At 63.4% G+C, this 18,512-nt stretch carries 12 protein-coding genes; 4 read left to right on the forward strand and 8 right to left on the reverse strand.

Annotated features, from left to right (window positions below; translation table 11 throughout):
- The first annotated feature begins 7 nt into the window (after positions 1 to 7).
- Positions 8 to 1,543: a glycogen synthase GlgA gene (gene glgA / locus EA187_RS05525; protein WP_127779435.1), complete on the forward strand. Its 1,536-nt coding sequence runs from the start codon at positions 8 to 10 to the stop codon at positions 1,541 to 1,543.
- A 135-nt stretch (positions 1,544 to 1,678) separates the two neighbouring features.
- Positions 1,679 to 3,229, forward strand: a complete 1,551-nt coding sequence (locus tag EA187_RS05530; protein WP_127779436.1) for an acyl-CoA carboxylase subunit beta — start codon at positions 1,679 to 1,681, stop codon at positions 3,227 to 3,229.
- 216 nt (positions 3,230 to 3,445) lie between these two features.
- Here the strand turns inward: EA187_RS05530 and EA187_RS05535 are convergent, their stop codons facing one another.
- Together EA187_RS05535 and EA187_RS05540 are read right to left on the reverse strand one after the other, a co-directional pair.
- Positions 3,446 to 4,711, reverse strand: coding sequence for a citrate synthase (locus EA187_RS05535; RefSeq protein WP_115602511.1), 1,266 nt, complete (start codon positions 4,709 to 4,711; stop codon positions 3,446 to 3,448).
- A 204-nt stretch (positions 4,712 to 4,915) separates the two neighbouring features.
- Positions 4,916 to 7,213, reverse strand: a complete 2,298-nt coding sequence (locus tag EA187_RS05540) for a glycosyltransferase family 39 protein (RefSeq protein ID WP_127779437.1) — start codon at positions 7,211 to 7,213, stop codon at positions 4,916 to 4,918.
- A 284-nt stretch (positions 7,214 to 7,497) separates the two neighbouring features.
- On the opposite strand from EA187_RS05540, the gene EA187_RS05545 reads away from it, so the two are divergent.
- Both EA187_RS05545 and pgsA read left to right on the forward strand, forming a co-directional pair.
- Positions 7,498 to 8,202 (forward strand): lytic transglycosylase domain-containing protein, encoded by a 705-nt coding sequence (locus EA187_RS05545; RefSeq protein WP_115602509.1) that lies wholly within the window; start codon positions 7,498 to 7,500, stop codon positions 8,200 to 8,202.
- Positions 8,199 to 8,834 carry a CDP-diacylglycerol--glycerol-3-phosphate 3-phosphatidyltransferase gene (gene pgsA, locus EA187_RS05550; RefSeq protein ID WP_127779438.1) on the forward strand — a complete coding sequence of 212 codons (636 nt, stop codon included), beginning with the start codon at positions 8,199 to 8,201 and terminating at the stop codon, positions 8,832 to 8,834. The genes EA187_RS05545 and pgsA overlap by 4 nt, the downstream gene beginning before the upstream one ends.
- 28 nt (positions 8,835 to 8,862) lie before the next feature.
- On the opposite strand, the gene EA187_RS05555 is transcribed toward pgsA, so the two are convergent.
- From EA187_RS05555 to EA187_RS05580, 6 genes are read right to left on the reverse strand one after another with little or no spacing between them, the layout of a single operon-like run.
- Positions 8,863 to 10,458 (reverse strand): DUF58 domain-containing protein, encoded by a 1,596-nt coding sequence (locus EA187_RS05555; RefSeq protein ID WP_127779439.1) that lies wholly within the window; start codon positions 10,456 to 10,458, stop codon positions 8,863 to 8,865.
- A 4-nt stretch (positions 10,459 to 10,462) separates the two neighbouring features.
- Positions 10,463 to 11,521, reverse strand: a complete 1,059-nt coding sequence (locus tag EA187_RS05560) for an AAA family ATPase (protein ID WP_206524192.1) — start codon at positions 11,519 to 11,521, stop codon at positions 10,463 to 10,465.
- Positions 11,454 to 12,830, reverse strand: a complete 1,377-nt coding sequence (locus EA187_RS05565) for a DUF4350 domain-containing protein (RefSeq protein ID WP_127779440.1) — start codon at positions 12,828 to 12,830, stop codon at positions 11,454 to 11,456. The genes EA187_RS05560 and EA187_RS05565 overlap by 68 nt, the downstream gene beginning before the upstream one ends.
- Before the next feature lie 32 nt (positions 12,831 to 12,862).
- Entirely contained in the window at positions 12,863 to 14,686 is a 1,824-nt protein-coding gene (locus EA187_RS05570; protein WP_127779441.1) for a carboxypeptidase-like regulatory domain-containing protein, read from the reverse strand.
- Positions 14,683 to 17,712 (reverse strand): tetratricopeptide repeat protein, encoded by a 3,030-nt coding sequence (locus tag EA187_RS05575; RefSeq protein ID WP_127779442.1) that lies wholly within the window; start codon positions 17,710 to 17,712, stop codon positions 14,683 to 14,685. Before EA187_RS05575 ends, EA187_RS05570 begins: the two co-directional genes overlap by 4 nt.
- A 42-nt stretch (positions 17,713 to 17,754) precedes the next feature.
- Complete coding sequence (locus tag EA187_RS05580; RefSeq protein WP_115602503.1) at positions 17,755 to 18,510, reverse strand: outer membrane beta-barrel domain-containing protein; 756 nt, start codon at positions 18,508 to 18,510, stop codon at positions 17,755 to 17,757.
- Positions 18,511 to 18,512: the final 2 nt, after the last annotated feature.

Below are 18,512 nucleotides of genomic sequence, written 5' to 3' on the forward strand. Positions count from 1 at the left end.
AAATACGATGGATTTGAGCCGCTACATCAAGACCAAAGACACCAACTCCCAGATGGGCCGACGTCGGCTCAATGTGCTCTTCGCCTCCAGCGAAGTCGCCCCCTTCTCCAAGACCGGGGGCCTTGCCGATGTCGCCGCCAGCCTGCCCCAGGCGCTGGCACGTCGCGGCCATAACGTCTCCATCGTCACCCCCCTCTACAAGCACCTCGACCCGGAGGCGATGCGACTAAGCCGCCGCCTCAACCCGCTGGAAGTTCCGCGCAAGAGCAAGAACCAATCCAAACTCGAAGTCACCATCTGGGAATCTCGTCTCGACAGCGGCGTACGCGTCTTCTTTGTCGACGCCCCGGACTACTTCGACCGCGACGGCCTCTACGGCTACGACGACCAGGGTTTTGAAGACAACGCCGAGCGTTTTGCCTTCTTCAGCCGTGCGGTCGTCGAGCTGGCCATCAGCTCTCCGATGGCCATCGACGTCATCCATTGCAACGACTGGCACACCGGCCTGGTCCCCATCTACGGCAAGCATTACTACGCCGATGAACTCGCCCAGACCCGCTACGTGATGACCATTCACAACCTGGCCTTCCAGGGTAAGTTCGATGCGACGCAGTTCAAAGCCACCGGCCTGCCTCGTAAATACAACGCTGAGAGCGAACTTCTCGATGCGAGCGGTGATCTGAACTACCTGGCCGGCGCGCTCCGCTACGCTGACCTTATCACCACGGTCAGTCCCACCTACGCCCGCGAGATTCAGTCCGCGAAGGCGGGCTTTGGGCTTCATGACGTACTCCAGGCACGCAAAGAAGACGTGCACGGAGTTCTTAACGGTGCCGACTACGGCGTCTGGTCGCCCGACGTCGACCGATTCATTGAGGTGCGCTACACCGTTGAAACCCTCAACGGCAAACGCCAGAACAAAGCCCACCTTCAGCACAGCCTGGGCCTTCCCGTACGCCCCACCCTGCCACTGGTCGGCATGGTCAGCCGCCTCACCGAGCAAAAGGGTGTCGACCTTGTGGTGCCGGCCATTCGCTCCTTGCTCTCCGAGCTCAAAGACGAGCGCGACGGCTTCCAGCTCGTGATTCTCGGCGATGGCCCTGACAAGGTTCTGAAAGAGCTCCAACAACTTGAAGAGGAGTTCCCTCGCCGTGCCCGCATCCTGGGCGGTCACGACGAGGCGATGGCCCACCGCATTCAAGCCAGCGCCGACATGCTGCTCGTGCCCAGCCGCTTTGAGCCCTGCGGGCTCACGCAGATCTACGCGATGCGCTATGGCACCGTGCCCGTCGTTCACGCCACCGGCGGACTGGCCGACACGGTCACCGATCTTCGGGAAGACCCTGAAAACGGCACCGGCTTTGTCTTTACCGAGCACAGCGCCGACGCGCTGGCCGGCGCCATCGAGCGCGCAGGCTCGGCCTACCGAAACTTCCGAAAGTGGCGCCCCCTGATGGTGCGCGACATGGCTCGCGACTTCTCCTGGCGGGAGTCCGCAATTCGCTACGAAGAACTCTTCCTCGACACGCTCAACGCCGACTGACGTCATTTACAGGCTCCGACTCGCCAGCATCTTCTCGCTCAACCCTTCTTCGGTCTGAGCGCGAGCGGAGCCCCCCCCTCCCATCGAATCAACTCGCGGCATCTGTCCACGTCTCTCTGATCCGAGGTTGTGCCCATGACCACCAAGTCCAACGCCGAACGTCTCCAGGAGCTTAACGACGCCGCCGAGCTCGGTGGCGGCCAGGCCCGCATCGATCGCCAGCACGAAGCCGGCAAGCTCACCGCGCGCGAGCGCATCGACCTGCTCCTCGACGCCGGCACCTTCGTGGAGCTCGACAAGTTCGTCACCAATCGCTGCAACGACTTCGGCATGGCCGACCAGAAGATCCCCGGCGACGGCGTGGTCACAGGCTACGGTAAGGTCGACGGTCGCCTGGTCTACGTCTTCGCCCAGGACTTCACCGTCTTTGGCGGAAGCTTAAGCGGCGCCTACGCCGAGAAGATCTGCAAGGTCATGGATCTCGCCACAAAGTGTGGCGCACCGGTTATCGGGCTTAACGACTCCGGCGGGGCGCGCATCCAGGAGGGTGTGGCGAGCCTCGCTGGTTACGCCGACATCTTCTACCGCAACGTGCGTGCCAGCGGCGTCGTCCCGCAGATCTCGGCGATTATGGGGCCCTGCGCCGGCGGCGCAGTCTACAGCCCGGCCATCACCGACTTTATCTTCATGGTGCAGGACACCTCCTACATGTTCATCACCGGCCCGGAGGTCGTGAAAACGGTCACCAGCCAGGAGGTTACCAAGCAGGAGCTGGGCGGCGCACACGTGCACAGTGAGACCAGCGGCGTCTCCCACTTTGAGACCCAGACCGAGGAGGAGTGCATCGCCAAGATCCGCGAGCTCCTCTCCTTTGTGCCCTCCAACAACGCCGAAGACGCGCCCTTCGTGCCGACCGATGACGCGTTTGACCGCCGCGACGCCGCACTCGACGCCCTGGTGCCGGAGAATCCGTCGAAGCCCTACGACATCAAAGAGCTCATCGGGCATGTCGTCGATGACGGCTATTTCTTTGAAGTTCAGGAGGCTTTTGCCCGCAACATGGTCGTGGGCTTCGCCCGCCTGGGCGGCCGTTCGGTGGGTATTGTCGCCAACCAGCCCGCTCACCTGGCCGGCTGCCTGGACATCAATGCCAGCCTCAAAGGCGCGCGTTTTGTGCGCTTCTGCGACGCCTTTAACATCCCCATCGTGACGCTGGTGGACGTGCCAGGCTTCCTCCCCGGCGTCGACCAGGAGTACGGCGGCATCATCAAACACGGCGCGAAGCTCCTCTTCGCATACGCGGAAGCCACTGTGCCCAAAGTCACGCTGATCACCCGCAAGGCCTACGGCGGCGCCTACGACGTGATGAGCTCCAAGCATATCGGCGCCGACATCAACTTCGCCTACCCCACCGGCGAGATCGCCGTGATGGGACCGGACGGCGCGGTGAACATTATCTTCCGCAAAGAGCTCGCTGAGGCCGACGACCCCGTCGCCCGCAAAGACGAGCTCGTCGCCGAGTACCGCGAGACCTTTGCCAACCCCTTCAAGGCCGCGGAGCTCGGGTACATCGACGAGATCATCTTCCCCCGCGACACCCGTCCGCGCCTGATTCAAGCCCTGGAGATGCTTGAGAACAAGCGCGCGGAGAACCTGCCCCGTAAGCACGGCAACATTCCGCTCTAAGCCTTTCCATCAGGCAATCAGCAAAGCCGCGACTCTTCACAGGGTCGCGGTTTTTTTTGTTGCTCCATGAAACGAGCCGGGCTTCGGCGCATCCATTTTTCGGCATGCGATGAAGGCTCCTATGTGGCGGCACAACGCCCGATCCATGGCCGAAAAAAACGGGCCCCGATGGTTCGGGGCCCGTTCGTGTGTTTCTACACCTGAATCACCGGCGACTTAGCGCTCGGAGATCGGAGTGACGGCGCGCTCGGTGGCGCCGGTGTAGATCTGACGCGGGCGGTGAATGCGACCGGTCGGGTCATTGCGCATCTCGTGCCACTGCGCGATCCAGCCCGGCACGCGACCCAGGGCGAACATCACGGTGAACATCTCGGTGGGGATGTTCAGCGCGCGGTAGATGATGCCGCTGTAGAAGTCGACGTTGGGGTAGAGCTTACGCTTGACGAAGAACTCGTCTTCGAGCGCGACCTTCTCGAGCTTCTTGGCGATGTCGAGGAGGGGATCGTCAACGCCCAGCGAGTCAAGCACGTCGTCGCAAGCCGCCTTAAGGATCTTGGCGCGGGGGTCGAAGTTCTTGTAGACGCGGTGGCCAAAGCCCATCAGGCGGAAGCCCGACTCTTTGTCTTTGGCCAGACCGACGTACTTCTCAAAGTCGCCGCCGTCGTTCTGGATCTCTTCGAGCATCTCGAGCACGGCCTGGTTGGCACCACCGTGCAAGGGGCCGGAGAGCGCGCCGACACCGGCCGAGATCGAGGCATAGAGCGAGGCGTGGGCGCTGCCCACCATGCGCACCGTCGAGGCGCTGCAGTTCTGCTCGTGGTCGGCGTGAAGGATCAAGAGCTTGTTGAGCGCCTGCTCAACCGCCGAGTTGATCTTCGGCTCACCGGTGGGCTCGCCCCACATCTGGTGGAGGAACTGACCGGAGTAGCTCAGGCCCCTGGCCGGGTAAACGTAGGGAAGACCACGGCGGTAGCGGTAGATGTAGGCTGCAAGCGAGTTCATCCCGGCGATGATACGCAGGATGTCTTCCTCAGAGTCGCCGGTGGTCTCCACAAAGGAACCGAACGAAGCCATCACAGCGCCCAGCATCGCCATCGGGTGCGCGGTGCGCGGGAAGCCCGAGAGGATCGTCTTCACGCCCTCATCGACGATGGCGTACTCCTCCAGACGCGCGGTGAAGCTCTTGAGCTGGTCGGCAGTGGGAAGCTCACCCCAGATCACCAGATAGGCGACCTCTTCAAAGGAGACCTTCTCAGCAAGCTCCTCAATGGAGTAGCCGCGGTAGCGAAGGATGCCCTTCTCGCCATCGATAAACGTGATCTCGCTCTTGCAAGAACCCGTGTTGCCGTAGCCGCTGTCCAGGGTCACTGCCCCGGTGGTGCCCCGCAGCTTGGCGATCTCGATCGCGACCTCACCTTCACTGCCCACGAAGGTGGGAAGTTCGTACTCGTTGCCATTCAGGGTCAACTTCGCTGTGCTCATTGACTATCTCCGTCGAAGACTTTGTCACTAAAACCAACAGTTATGCTTGCTTGCGCGGGCCCAAGGGTAGGGACCGATTTTGGGTGCGCCAGGGCGCGCAGAGCGTAACAGCAATGCCCCCGATTGGGAAGGCGCCCTAAGCCGTTGAGAACATTACCATCGCCGCGATTAACGCCGCGCGTCACGTTTGAAAATTCGGGCGACTTAACGCTCCGCGTCACTCTTCTTCTCGGCATCGTCCACGCGCGCCGGGTCATCGGGCGCGCAGGGGACCTTGGCCAGCACAAACTTCAGATTCTCGTTGTGCACAAGGCAGGCCTGGCCTTTCCAGCGTTCGGGGAGCTTTCGCTGAAACTCCCCGCGGTAGCGCACGTTCTGCATGATCGCGTAGATCGGTCCTTCCGTCTGCTCTTTTTTATACTTCTCCCAGTCCTCATCGCTGCGAATGGGAATGACCAGGTTGTGGGTGTGGTAGACCTCGCCACGCCAGTTGAGGCGATAGGCGATCACCGGCTCCTCACAGTACGTCTTGCGGGTATCGGCCCCGGGTGGAGCTTCCACCTCGGTGCAGAGATCGTAGTAGCGGTCCCATAGCTGCTTCTGGCTCATCGTCGAGCTGATGGTCGGCATGTAGATGTTCAGGCAGAAAAACGCCATCGCAAGTGCTCCGACCCCGGTAACGCCCAGCGCCACTCTGCGCACGCGTTCGCCGCGGGCAAGCCCCATCCCCAGCGCACCCAGCACGCAGAGGGTCACAATGGGTTTGAGCCAGGTCTGGAAGTACGGGTCCCACGCCCCGTGGTTCCATTCGCGCTCGTAGCGGTAGGAGAAGAGGTTTTTGATCTGCTGCGGGTCGAGCACAAACTCCACAGCGATCACCGCCGCGATCACCGCGCCCACTCCAAAGAGCGCCCCCCCCAGGGGAAGGTCGCCGTCGAGCAGATCATCGATCGCCAACGCCACCAGCATCGCCAGCGCCGGCACCACCGGAAAGATGTAGTGGTGGAACTTCGTGCTCGAGAGCGTAAAGAGCGTAAAGGCCACCAGCGCCCACATCAGCAACATCAGGCTTGCGCGGCCCTCGTCGCTGTTAAGCCGCACCTTATGGCCGCCGAAGAAACGGGCGATCGCCGCCGGCACAAAGCCCACCCAGGGAAAGAGCCCGTAACCCAGCCAACGCAAAAAGTGCTCAAAAGAGCCGGTGGTCAGCTGGTGTACGCCACTTGTAAGGCGCTTAAAGTGATCGTGCACAAAGAAGCGGTTCCAGAAGCCCGGGTGGTGCCGAATCAGCATCGCGGCGTACCAGGGGAAAGCCACCGCGATAAACACCAGCACGCCGCGCCAGAACTCTACCCGCTTCATCAGCGACCATTCCCGCGTGATCAAAATGTAGAGGAAGAGCACCGCGCCGGGCAGCATAAAGCCCAGCAACCCCTTGGCCAGCGTCGCAAGCCCGATGAAGGCATAGAAGGTGAGCATGTAGATGCGACCGCGATGCACCGTGGGTCGCTCCAGCGTCAGGTAGAGAACGCCGAGCACGCACGAGGCGTAGAGGGCGGCCTGGGTGGGGCCCCAGACAAACCATCCCAGCAACGCGCGAGGGCGATCTGCAGCGGTAATCAGCACGCCGAGCAGAGTCGCAAAGAGCGGCGCCCAGGTCAGCAGCACCCCGGCCAGCGCGATCTTCTTGCGGCGAGTGTGGTTCCAGACGAGCCCGGCGACGATCAGGAGGGCGCTGAGGATGAAGATCACACCGAAGACGATCACCACCAGGTTGACCGAATCGCCCAACGCGTCCATCAGCGCGTTCTTCGGGCCTCGCCAACGCGAGAGGCCGATGAGCACAAGCGATATCTGCGGGATGGTCAGCACGCCGATCCAACCCAGGCCCAGCGCATAGGTGAACTTGCTGGCCAGCATATCGCGATCTTTACCAAAGGCCCCCATCATAAAGAAGCACATGCCCACCGTCATCATGCCCACAAAAGGCATGTCGGTCTGGGCCTGCCGCCCGAGCATAAACCAGAAGGGGGAGCTTGCGAGCACCAGCGCCATCAACCCGCCGGCACGGCGCTTAAAGACCGTCGCCCCGAAGGCATAGACCGACATGATGCCCAGCGCGCCGATCAGCGCCACCCCCAGACGCACGGCAAACGCGTTGACGCCGAAGATCTCCATACCGATCGCCATCATCCACATCAGGAGGATCGGCTTGGAGTAGAAGTAGGAGCCCTCGGTGCCCCCCTTGGAGTCGACCCAGTGGCTTCCCCACCAGGTGCTGATCCAGTCGTTGCGCTCGGTGATCTGGCGGCCCACTTCGCCGTAGTGCGTCTCCCAGGGGTCCCAGAGTCCGAAGCTGCCGACAAAGGGCAGCACGACGGCCAGGGCCAGAAGAAAGACCCAGCCATGGGTTTTCAAAAAGTCGGTCGGGCGTTGTACAAAGCCATCGAGCTCTCGCCACCACATGCGGGCGGGGGTGGCGTCGGGGGCGCTCTCACTCATCGGTGTGTCCGTCGCTGATTTGCATTGCAAGAAGCGCCCCCATTTTCGCCGGGCGCGAAGCCTGCGGAGTGTAGGGAAGCGCGCAAGGCGGTGTCAATCACGCCCGTTCGCAGGCTTGAGTCCGTCGGGTTTCGCCCGGTTCACAGCGAGATTGGCGCGCCTCGGGCTTTTCTTGCCCGGGAGGAGAAGCTGTCCTCTAATGCATGCCGTGTACGTGGGCATCGGTTTGCGACACGGCGACTGCTTCAAAGGGATTTCCCGGGTCTTAGCTACGGAGTGAAAGAATGGTCGGTCGATATCTTGCAGCGATGAGCGCCGCAGCGATGCTGGTGTTCGGCGCCTCTACGGCCGCCGCTCAGCTCTACTCTTACGAAACTCCCAGTGGCGAGGTGCTGATCACCAGTGAACGTCACCCGGAGTATAAGTTGCTCGAAGTGCTCAGTGAGGGGCCCTCCGCACGACCACAGCCCCGGCCGTCTTCCGCCTCATCACGTGCAACACCATCGACCGCACAGCCCACGGCCGACCCGCAGCTCTCCCGGGCCCGGGAGGACGCCCGCCGTGGTCTTCCCGGCTCGTTTAATGCGCGCGAGGCTTACTTCGACGACCTGATCGAAGAAGCCGCCCTGGCCTACGACTTGCCCTTTGGTTTCATTAAAGCGGTCATTCGCGTGGAGAGCGCCTTTCAACCCCACGTGGTCAGCCACGCCGGCGCCATGGGTTTGATGCAGTTGATGCCGCGCACCGCCGAGTCGCTCGGCGTGAGCAACGCCTTTGACGCTCGACAGAACGTCTTTGGAGGCGCAAAGTTCCTGCGCATCTTGATCGAGCGCTACGATGGGGATATCAACCTGATCCTCGCCGCCTACAACGCGGGCGATGTGGCCGTGCGTCGCTATGACGGCATCCCCTACCCGCAGACTCGCGAGTATGTCGCGTCGGTCTATTACTGGTATCAGGTCTACTCAGCCCAAGCGGAGACGCCGTGAGCGCCTCAACCATCCGTGAAGACATCGTCAACATCCCCAACGTGTTGACGTTGATGCGCGTCGCACTGATCCCGATCGTGGCGATGTTCATTTATTTCGGCGACCCGCTCAGCTGCGTGATCGCCGTGGTGCTCTTCGGGGTTGCCTCGTTTACCGACTGGGTCGACGGCTATCTGGCGCGCAAGCTCAATCTGGTGAGCATGACCGGGAAGTTTCTCGATCCCCTGGCCGACAAACTTCTGGTGATGACGGCGCTGGTGATGCTGATTCCGCTGGGCAGGCTTCCGGCCTGGATCGTGATCGTGATCGTGGCGCGCGAGATCTCGATCTCTTCACTGCGCAGCCTGGCCGCCGGCGAGGGCTTGATCATCGCGGCGGGAGAAGGCGGGAAGTTTAAGACAGCGTTTCAGATGCTGGGGCTGGTGTTTTTGATCCTGCACTTCTCCTACGAGGTGAACTACGGGATGGGGCCTGTGCTTCTGAACTTCCATGCCATCGGCTTCTGGCTTCTGGCCATCTCGGTCTTCTTCAGCCTCTGGAGCGCCTGGGAGTATTTCTGGGGCTTCTTAAAGGCCATCGGCACCCGTGGTGATGACGCCGCGTCGGCCGATCCGAAAGACCTCACGATCTAAGATCATCGGATGCATCTCGCGCCACCGATCAGAGCACGCCCTCCCCTCGCAGCGCGTCAGACCCGACCAGGGCGACCGGCACCCCGAGCGCCTCAACCCGGGAGGCGGTGCCGGCGCGATCATCGGCCTCCGCGATGGAAAAGATCTCGCGAATGCGCTCATGGTGGGCCTCAAAGGGGATATCTTCGACGCCAAAGGCCGGCGTGAAGGGCGCTACAACGCGCGCATCAACGCCACGGCGTCGTGCCAGGCGCACGTAACGCTCGAGCGCATCGACCTCATTGAGCCCGCAAAGATCGCTGTAGATCACCAGTTGAAGCGGACCGCGTCCCATGCGCAGCGCCTCCTCAAAGACGGCCTGAAGTCCGGCCACCTTGGTGCCGGCGCGCATCTCCGAGGGGGGCGGAAGCTCCAGGCCACGGAGCCTGGCGAAGCGACGTGCATCACTGACCTGAGCGTCGATGACGCCGTGCGACTCGGCATCACTGGCCCAGCGGGCCAACTCCCAGGGCAACTGGGCGCGAAGCCAGCGCCTTAAAAGACGCGTATCGACGGCCGCCTCCAGCCCCTGCTGTCTGCGAAAGTCCAGGCGCTCCTGAATCAGCAGGTAATCGGCAATAAAGCGCTCCACTGCGGCCTCATCCCAGGCGGTGCGCCGGGCATCGACGATGGAGCGCAATCCGACGAGATGGCGCAGCATCCGCTGCAAGTGAGGTGCGCCCGAGCCGGTCTCGACACGACCGAAGATGGCGTGATCAAAGGTCAACAGCGCCACCTCATCGCCGCGCTCCAGAGCATCACGAGCCTGCTCGACCACGTGATGAATCACCTCATCGAATTTGCGGCCCGGGGGCGTGCCCGAGAGCATGGATGTGGAGATATCCAGGGCAAAGAGGCGTCGATGGGTGCGCTCGTCATCGAACTCCCTTGCGATCAGCCGTCGCTGGCGCACCGTCGCCTTCCAGGCGACGGTGCGCAGCGGATCGCCTGGCTGGTAGTCGCGAAGTTCGCGCAGATCGGTGCCCGAGGCCGCAGCTCGGGCCACCGCGCGCCGGGGCCGAGCCGCACTCGCCAGGCGCGCACGCGCGCGGCGCTGCGCGCCGTGTGTCAGTTTTGGAAAGATCTCAATGACCTGCACACAGGGCAGGTAGTCACGTGTCTCAACAAGCCCCAGGCGCCCGCGGAGCACCACCTCAAAGCCCTGCAGGCTGGCGCGTCCGACATGGCGTGTCTCCAGCACGACCGGAACGCTGACCTTATGGCCCGGTGCCAGCCCTCCCAGTGTCGGACCGCTCTCCACACAGATGCCGCCGCTGGTGACAGGCTCCAGCGCCAGCGCCCCCAGACGATCGGTGGAGGCGTTAGAAACGCTGATAGGAAGCCTGTACCGCTGGCCGTAGCGAATGCGAAGGGGCCCCGGTGCCCCATCCACTCCGAGCACAACCTGACGGCGTTGCAGCGCTCTGGATTGCGTCAGGATCAACATCATCGCCCCCAGCAGCACCCACCAGGGCACCTGCCCCAGCAGCACAAGTACCGGCTCGCGTGCCAGCGCTCCAAAGATCGTAAAGAGCGCACCGCTGGCGAAAAGCCACTTCCCCGATGGTGTCAGATAGGGGCTCATCGGCTTATCCGTACCGCACGGCTTTCAGGGCGCTCTCCACCAGATCCTCTCCACGGGATCCGTCGAGCTCGGCATCGGGGTGAAGCACAATGCGATGGGCAAGCACCACGACGGCCATCGCCTGAATATCATCGGGCAGCACGTAACCTCGCCCCCGGATCAACGCGCGGGCCTGAGAGGCTTTCAGAAGCGCCAGCGAGGCGCGCGGTGAGGCCCCCAGAAGCGCGCGGGTATCAGTCCGCGTCTGGCGCACAATACCCAGAATGTAGCGCATCAGCTCATGACTGATATGGACCTGCTCGACCAGATCGATGATTGCCCCGGCCTGCTCAGCGCTGAGAACAGCTTCCACCGGCGCCCTGCTCTGCCGGTGCGTTTTGAGCACCTCAAGCTCCTGATCGGCGCTGGGGTAACCGATGGTCAGCTTCAGCAAAAAACGGTCCAGCTGCGCCTCCGGCAACATATAGACCCCCTCCTGCTCAATGGGGTTCTGGGTGGCCAGCACCACAAAGGGCGAGGGCAGCGTGTGGGTGACCCCCTCGATGGTGACCTGGCGCTCTTGCATCGCCTCGAGCATCGCTGACTGCGTTTTGGCAGGCGCGCGATTGATCTCATCGCCCAGAAGGACGTTGGTGAAAACCGGCCCCTTGCGCAGCTCAAACGCGTTCGTATTTAAGTTTGGCACGTACGTCCCGGTGATATCCGAGGGAAGCAAATCCGGGGTAAACTGCACGCGTCGGAAGGTCGCATCGATCGTGCGTGCGAAGGTCCTGCATAAGGTCGTCTTGGCCACCCCGGGCACCCCTTCAAGCAGGATATGGCCGCGGGCAAAGAGCGCAACGAGCAGGGCGTCAACCACCTCCGGGGGGCCGATGAAGGTGGCGCTGACCTGGCGTCGCATCGCCTCGCAGATCCCCCGAACCTCTTTGAGCCGCTCCTCTGCAATGGAGGCCGCTGCGCCATCCGGCGTTTGAACGCGTGGAAGAGGTTGGCCCTCAGCGGGGCTCTCCGCCTGTGGGGCGCTCGTGGCGGGGGCGGCGGTGTTGGCGGGTGCGTCGCTCATAGTCGGCCTCTTTGCCCATCCAACCTAAGATCTCATGGGCATGTCGGTGAAGTCGCGCCAGATCGCGGGCGCTGTAATTGGCGTCATTCTCTAAAAAGACACGGTGGCGGGTCGGCGCGATGGCCAGATGGCTCAAAAGCTCCTGGACGGACTGCCGCCGACGCTCGCGTTCGGCAGGGGCCTGGCGAGCGCAGAAGCGCTGTTCAAAACGCCGTGCCAGCTCATCGATCGGTGGTCGCTGCTTGCTGGTCGAAGGCCACAGGCCCAGGGCGTCGAGAAAGATCTCCTCAAAGACCTCTTTTAGAATCGCAACCGGCAGCGCGTAGTTCATGCCACGCGTGCCGCGGGAGAAACGCGCAAGGTTCCAATCAAATTCAGTCTGTGGCGGCGCAAGCTCACTGCGCTCGCGCTGCACAAACTCACTGAGACGACGCGAGCGCTGCCAGGGAAGCACCGTCGCCAGGTAGGCCGCGCTCCCCAATGCAAGCAACAGCCCCAGAAAGTAGAGCAGTTCGGTCTTCGCAAGCTCATCCAGGACCTCGCGCACCCGTTCGTTAAACGCATCGACCCGAGAGACCAGGTCCTCATCGCTAAGCCCCTCCGAAGAAGGCGCTTTATAGCGGCCGTGCTGCGCAAATGCGCCGTGAACCAGCCAGACGCGACAGGCATCGCTCGCTGACTCACACAGGTAGTCGAGGGCATTGGACAGCAGACGCTCGTTATCGGCGATCGTCAGCATACCGTTGATCATCATACTGGCGTCCGAGAGGACGATCGCCCTGCCCTCACCCAGCGTCATATCGTAGACCAGCCCCCCACCCTCATCAAAGCTCAGGACCGGTCCCCCCTCATTGAGCAAGACCGCGGGCACATTTGAGACAACCTCACGAACCCCTTCGAGAAGCGGGTGGCGCCCGCGCGCGCTGTGGCGTGGCCAGTCAGACTGACCGTCTACAAAGCGTTGATGGGGAAGCATCCCCACCCCGGGCATCATGCGCCGCAGAGAGAGGCGCTCCATCAATGCCGCGCTTCCACCAAAGTCGTCCGCGAGCAGCAGACGCCCCCCATCAATCACAAATGAAGCGAAGGACTCCGGGTTGAGTGCCTCTTCGGGGTAGACCACCACGATGACGTCCTCGGCCTGAACCTCCTCCCAGGCGAGTGTGTCGGTGCTCTGCAGATGTGCCCCCCGTGATTCGGCAAGAGCCACGAAGCGGGAGAGCCCGTGCCACGCGGTTGATCCGGGCTCATAGTCCTGGGCCACGGCCGTCGAAGTGATCGCACTCAGGGCCAGCAGAAGAGCCGCCACCCATGCCACCCTACGTTGCCGCACACAGCGAATCACGGGGCCCCCGGGGGCAACGCGCCACGCTCGAAGGCCACAAGCCGGTCCAACTCCAGGACGATCTCGCGCACGCGATGCCAGAGCGCCACATCGTAGTCACGACCGCTGAAGTTCGTCTCTTCAACCGCAGCGGTCAAAAGTCGCAAAAGCTCTGCGGGACGCTCCTCTGCGCGAAGCCGCGTCCAACCTTCCAACGCCTCAGACCAGCCGAGGCTGACCTCGGCGGAGACGGGCTGTTGGCGCGCCAGCGCCCGGGCGATCTGCGCCGGCGTGAGGGTTCCCCAGAGGTCTTCGCCATGCGCGCGCCGAACAAGCCAGCGGTAAAGTTCGCGGATCTTCAGAGGGACGGGACTCATCTTCAGACGCAGGCGTCCCGATCGCCCGCGCTCCAGTGTGGCACGCGCGTCGACAAATCCTGAGGCCGCGGCGCTCAATGTGGAGGTCGCACTATGAGAGAGCGAAAGCGCGTACGCGCCGCCTCCCAGCTCCCGGGCGTGTGCGATGGTCGTCTCGTCAGCGCCCGTCAGACTCAGAGTGGCCCCTTCGATACCGCGGTCGCGCCAACGATCCCAGAGCTCCACGACAAGCGTCAGGGCGGGATCGAGGCTCTCGTCCTGGGCCTCGCTGCGCTCTTCGAGTTCAAGCTCTTCAAGCCCGCTCGCCATATCCCGCGCCATCGCATCCTCTGGCGTACGCGCCCGCGCACGGTGAGCGCGTAGGCGCCCCCACCACGCCCGCATCATCACGCCAGCGCGACGCGCCACACCACGCCCCACCCAGACAAGGGCCAGAAGCACCGCGACCATCGCTGCCAGGCGCAATGCCTTCTCTCCGGGGGCCTCCTCGACCTCCCAGCGCTCTCCCGGCCACACGAGCTCCGCCCCGGCCGGGGGGAGCACCCGGGCATCGACCTCGTAGATCCCCTGCGCGCCGGCTCGACTCTCAACGAAATACCTCGCCATCCCACTGGCGTCAGTCTTCCCCTCAAACTCCACGGGATCTTCGCCCTCGCGTCTCACCCTCCAGCGCACGTCTAGATCCGGCACTCCACCGCGCTCATCGTCGACCTGCAGGCGCATCTCCCAGCCGCGACGCATACGCAAAAAGACCCGTTCAACCCGCCCGACAACCTCGATCTGGTCTCCCCTACGCACGTTTTGAGCGACCCGAACCGCCTCACGGTATGCCGTGCCCTCGATCACAAACTCAAAGGCGTTATCGCCCAGCTCCACAAAGGGCTGAAGGTCGAGCCGAGTTCGGCCATACGTATCGAGCTGCGCCGCAGCCACGGCCTCCCCCGCCCGATACACCGACACGAAGGTCGCCACCCCCTGGCCGGCGCTGCTCGCCTGAAAATCAGCGAAAACTTCAGCCTCACCGTACACAAAGGAGGGAACCTGAACCTCAAGCACGACAGGTTCTGCGACCAGACGCACGCTTGCGGACGACCTCGACGCCGGAAGATGCTCCGAGCCGGCGAAACTCGCCGTGACCACATAGCTCCCGGGCACCTCGTCACTTGACCAGCTAAATCGCCCCTGAAAGTCGGTATACACACGCGCCTGATTGACCGTGGCGCGGCGCTCATTCTCCACCAGAAGATCCACCCGCCGTTGTGCCAACCCCCGGCCCAGGTCATCGACGAGCTGCCCGCGTACATTGAGGTTGGTGCCCGCGCCCACGGCCTCCAGCTCAAGCTCTGCGCTACCGAGAACACGCACCTCATAGGCATTCGCAGCAGCGACAAGGGTCGGCCCACCTTCACCGAGAGCCATGAGAAGGACGATGAGTGATGCCAGCGCCTTGAGCCCGCTTATCACTCACGCTCCTCCGCACTGCCGCTTTCGCCCGCAAGCGCGAACTCACGGCGTAACTCTTCAGCACGTTGCGTCCAGGGCGGACTTGCCCCCAACGCCTCAAGACGGTCCAGGTGGGTCGCGGCGCGTTCTCGCTCGCCATCGTCAAGCGCCAGGCGAGCAAGCCCCCAGTGCGGGGCCGGGAGTGTGGGATTCTTCTGCAGCGCCAGCGCGAAATGCTCCCGCGCCAGCGATCCCTCGCCACGCGCAAGGTGGAAAAGACCAAGCTCAGCGAGCACGTCGGCGCGATCGCCAACCTCCTGGCGCGCACGTGCCAGGAAGGGCGCCGCAGCCTCATCGCCCACGCGCGCACCGTGCAGGATCGCAAGCCACTTGTTCATCTCGGCCACCGCCGGCGCGTAACGCGGCGAGTTGGAGTACTCGCGTAAGAGCTGCGGAAGGTCGCGGCGTCCCCGTGCCGGATCGCCCAGATCGTAGGCGCGCCCCAGCCCGGCAACCGCCGCCACACTGCGCCGGTCTCGGAGCACCGCCAACAAAAACGCCTCGCGGGCCATCTCATAGCGTTCAAAATCCAGATGAACTCTCCCAAGCTCAATGAGCAGTGAAGCGTCGTTCTCATCGCCTCGCCAGGACTTACGGAAGTAGCTACGCGCACGCGCGCTCGAATCCTCCAGGCGAGCGATCAGACCCAGATGCCAGTTTACCTCGGGATGATCAGGAGCGATCTCGTACGCCCGCTCAAAATAGTCACGGGCCAACTCCAGATTGCGCCGCCAGAACGCCGCCGCTCCCAGATCCACCAGGTGCGAAACGCCTCGTAGGTCGACTTGATTCCACCGCTCCATGCTAGCCTCAAAGCTCTCCGGGAGTTCACCCAGGCGGGCGTAAACCCTCAGGCGCGTAGGCTCCAACGCAAGCTCACCATTGAGCGCTGCGGCGGCATCTCGCCCCCGCTTCAACGCCAGGTAGCCAAGCGCTCGACTGCGGCGATCATCCCAGTGGGCAGCTTCTGAGCGATGTTCCACAACCTGCTCAAAGTCGCCGGTGGCCAACGCGAGCGCAGCGTCGGCCCGCCCTTGCAGATCGTCGTCTTGAATGTGTCCGGCGGTGAGTTTTGCGACGCGCTGGCGCCCGCCTACAACGTGGACGCGCACAAGCTCCAGACGGGCACGATCGGCCCAACCCTCAAGCCCGAGCAACGCCTCCAGAGTGTGCACCGCGTGCTCAGTGGCCCCCAATTCCCGAAGCACACGAGCGCGCGCCAGAAGCGCGCGCGCCTCAAGCTCACCTCGCTCCTCCGGAGGCGAACTCAAATGCTCCGGCCGTGCCGCCTCCCGACGTTCGATGGCCGCAGCGCGGGCTTGCGCCTCACCACCATCTGTATCGGCGAGCAATGCCGGGTTTGCTCGCACGGCTACCGTCAGGCTGAGCGCGAGGTCAGGCCGCCCCACAGCGACAAGAGCCTCCGGCCCCACGATCTGCACCTGACGGTAGAATCCAGGGCGAAGGCTCGGATCAGAGAGCGCGCCCGAGAAGAAATCACGTGCCGCCTCCGGGTCGTAATCGTCGACGCTGGCAAGACCAGCGACCACCTGAGCGACGGCCAACACCGGGGCACGCCCCAACGCCACCTCGACCTGCGACGCATTCCACGCCCCACCTCGCCGATGCATCTCCACGCTTTTCGACAGCGCACCGAACGCACGACAAAAGCTCTCAGTCACCTCCGGCTCTTCAAGCTCACCCTCAGGCACTGTGGCATCAGCGGCAGGCGCCCCTTCGCCTTCCTCAAAGGGGTTCACCCAGGAGAGCGTCGAGTAGCAATGGTCCCCGGAGAGCCCGGCACGATGGTGATTCCACAGCTCCCGATCGTAGCGATGCGCCGCGAGCCGCATCATCGCCGTGCGCGCTGCCTCAAAACGCTCATGCTCCCCCAGGACGCGCTGATAGGCGCCCTGCGCACAACTCCACTGCCTGCGTGCCTCGCAGAGCCGTCCGCGGGCGTAAAGCGTCGCCAGTCGCCCCGGGTGGGTGCGCTCAGCAAGCACCGCGTACTCGGTCGCCTCCTCCCACTGCGCCGAGCTGCTGGCCAACAACGAGCGTGCCGCCATGCCCCACTCCGTGGAGACCTCTTCCCCGAGACGATCGCGCAACGACGCGCGCTCGTTGCCATCATCGTCCGACTCGATCGCTCGCAACGCGCGGGCAAATGCCTCGCGCTCCACCACCTCACGGCCCTGACGATCGGAGCGTCGCGCCATCGCCAACACCTCGTCGAGCGCACCGTCATCGAGGTGGTTCAAACGGACAAGCTCCCCGTCAATCCCCGCAATAAGACGTGCGCGCCGGGCGTGGTCCCAGCCCGCCCAGGCGCTCATCCCGGCGACGACCACCACCACAATCAACACACCTATGAGCGCGACGCGACGCTTTCCAACACGGCGGGGATGCCGACGCTCGATCTCATCGGTCGTCGGCAGGCCAACCTCTCGACGCATGACCCGGGCGCGTTGCACATCGACCGGATCGGGACGCTTCGCTTCTCCCCCCCGCGCTCCGACCGCCCCTCCCTCTTCCTTCGCAGGCTTCTGACGTTGAGACGCCTCATCCTCCGCCGCGAGCCCATCGGGCTTCATCGCTGTGTCGCTCTCAAGCCCCTCGTCGTTCAGCTCCTCAGGTTCCCCGCCCGGCACCTCCGCCTCAGCGATCTCTTCGCGCGGGACCACCACCTCAACGCCCTGCTCGCGCGCAAGCAACACAAGCGCTCGCGCCATCGAGGCCTTCCCCCGCTCGCGCAGCTCCACCTCCAGCAAGCCCAGAAGCTCGCCGCGCGCAGGATTCCCCTCCAGCGCGCGCAGCACATCGGACTCCACCCCGGGATGATCGATCTGACGGGTGTAGACGTAGAGCAGAAGATCAAGCGCGTCGTCGCGCTCGGGGTTGCGGCGCAACCCCTCCACCAACTGCACAAGCCCTCGAACCGCGTCTCCACGGTCGAGGGCTTTTTTAGCTCGGTGCAAAAAATCCATGGCGCACACGCGTCCGGGCCGCCCACAGGGGGCAGACGCCCGTCAGCGCGAGATCTTAACCTCGCCCGGGAGGAAGATCCCCAGGCCCACCGAGAGCATCACGGTGTTTGAGAGCTGCGGGTTGGCGTTACCGCTGCTGATCTCGGCGCGATTGTAGAGGTAGTTTCGAACCTGCACGTTAAGCGCGAACATATCGCTCATAAAGAAACGAAGCCCGCCTCCGAAGTAGCCACCCGGGCGAATACCGGCGATTCCATCATCGACGATCACACCTTCGGAGCTCCCCTCAACGCCCTCATTCACAATGACCATACCGCCGAAGAGGTGCAGGTCGTAGTGCGAGAAGAGCGAGTTCATCACCGAGAATTTTCCGAAGATCGGCACGTAGCTAAAGCCGACGTCTGCCGCCCACCCCAGGTAGGAGTAGCTCAACGAATCCAGGCGACCGAGCTCTCCATTGTCGGCAAGCGTTGCCTCCAGGTTCTCGCGCAGGTTGGTTGCCGGATGCAGCGCCCCGTACTGAAACGACGCCCCCAGCCCAAACACGTTATTAAGGTAGTAGGTCCCGCTGACCCCGGCCATGACGTTGCGCACGTAGGCATCGTTCATGCTGAACGTCGCCATCGGCTGCAACTCAAAGCGCGCGGAGCGGTGCAAGAGCTGGCGGCGAACAATGGGGCCGCTGTCAATTGCGGCGATCTCTTCGCCCTCAGCGGCTTCAGCAGGAGCGTGCGGCAGATAAAACGCGCACAGCGCAAGGGCGAAGACCAGGGGCCAGCGTCGATTCGACTTCATCATGA

This window comes from Lujinxingia sediminis (genome assembly GCF_004005565.1).
Lineage (GTDB): Bacteria > Myxococcota_A > Bradymonadia > Bradymonadales > Bradymonadaceae > Lujinxingia > Lujinxingia sediminis.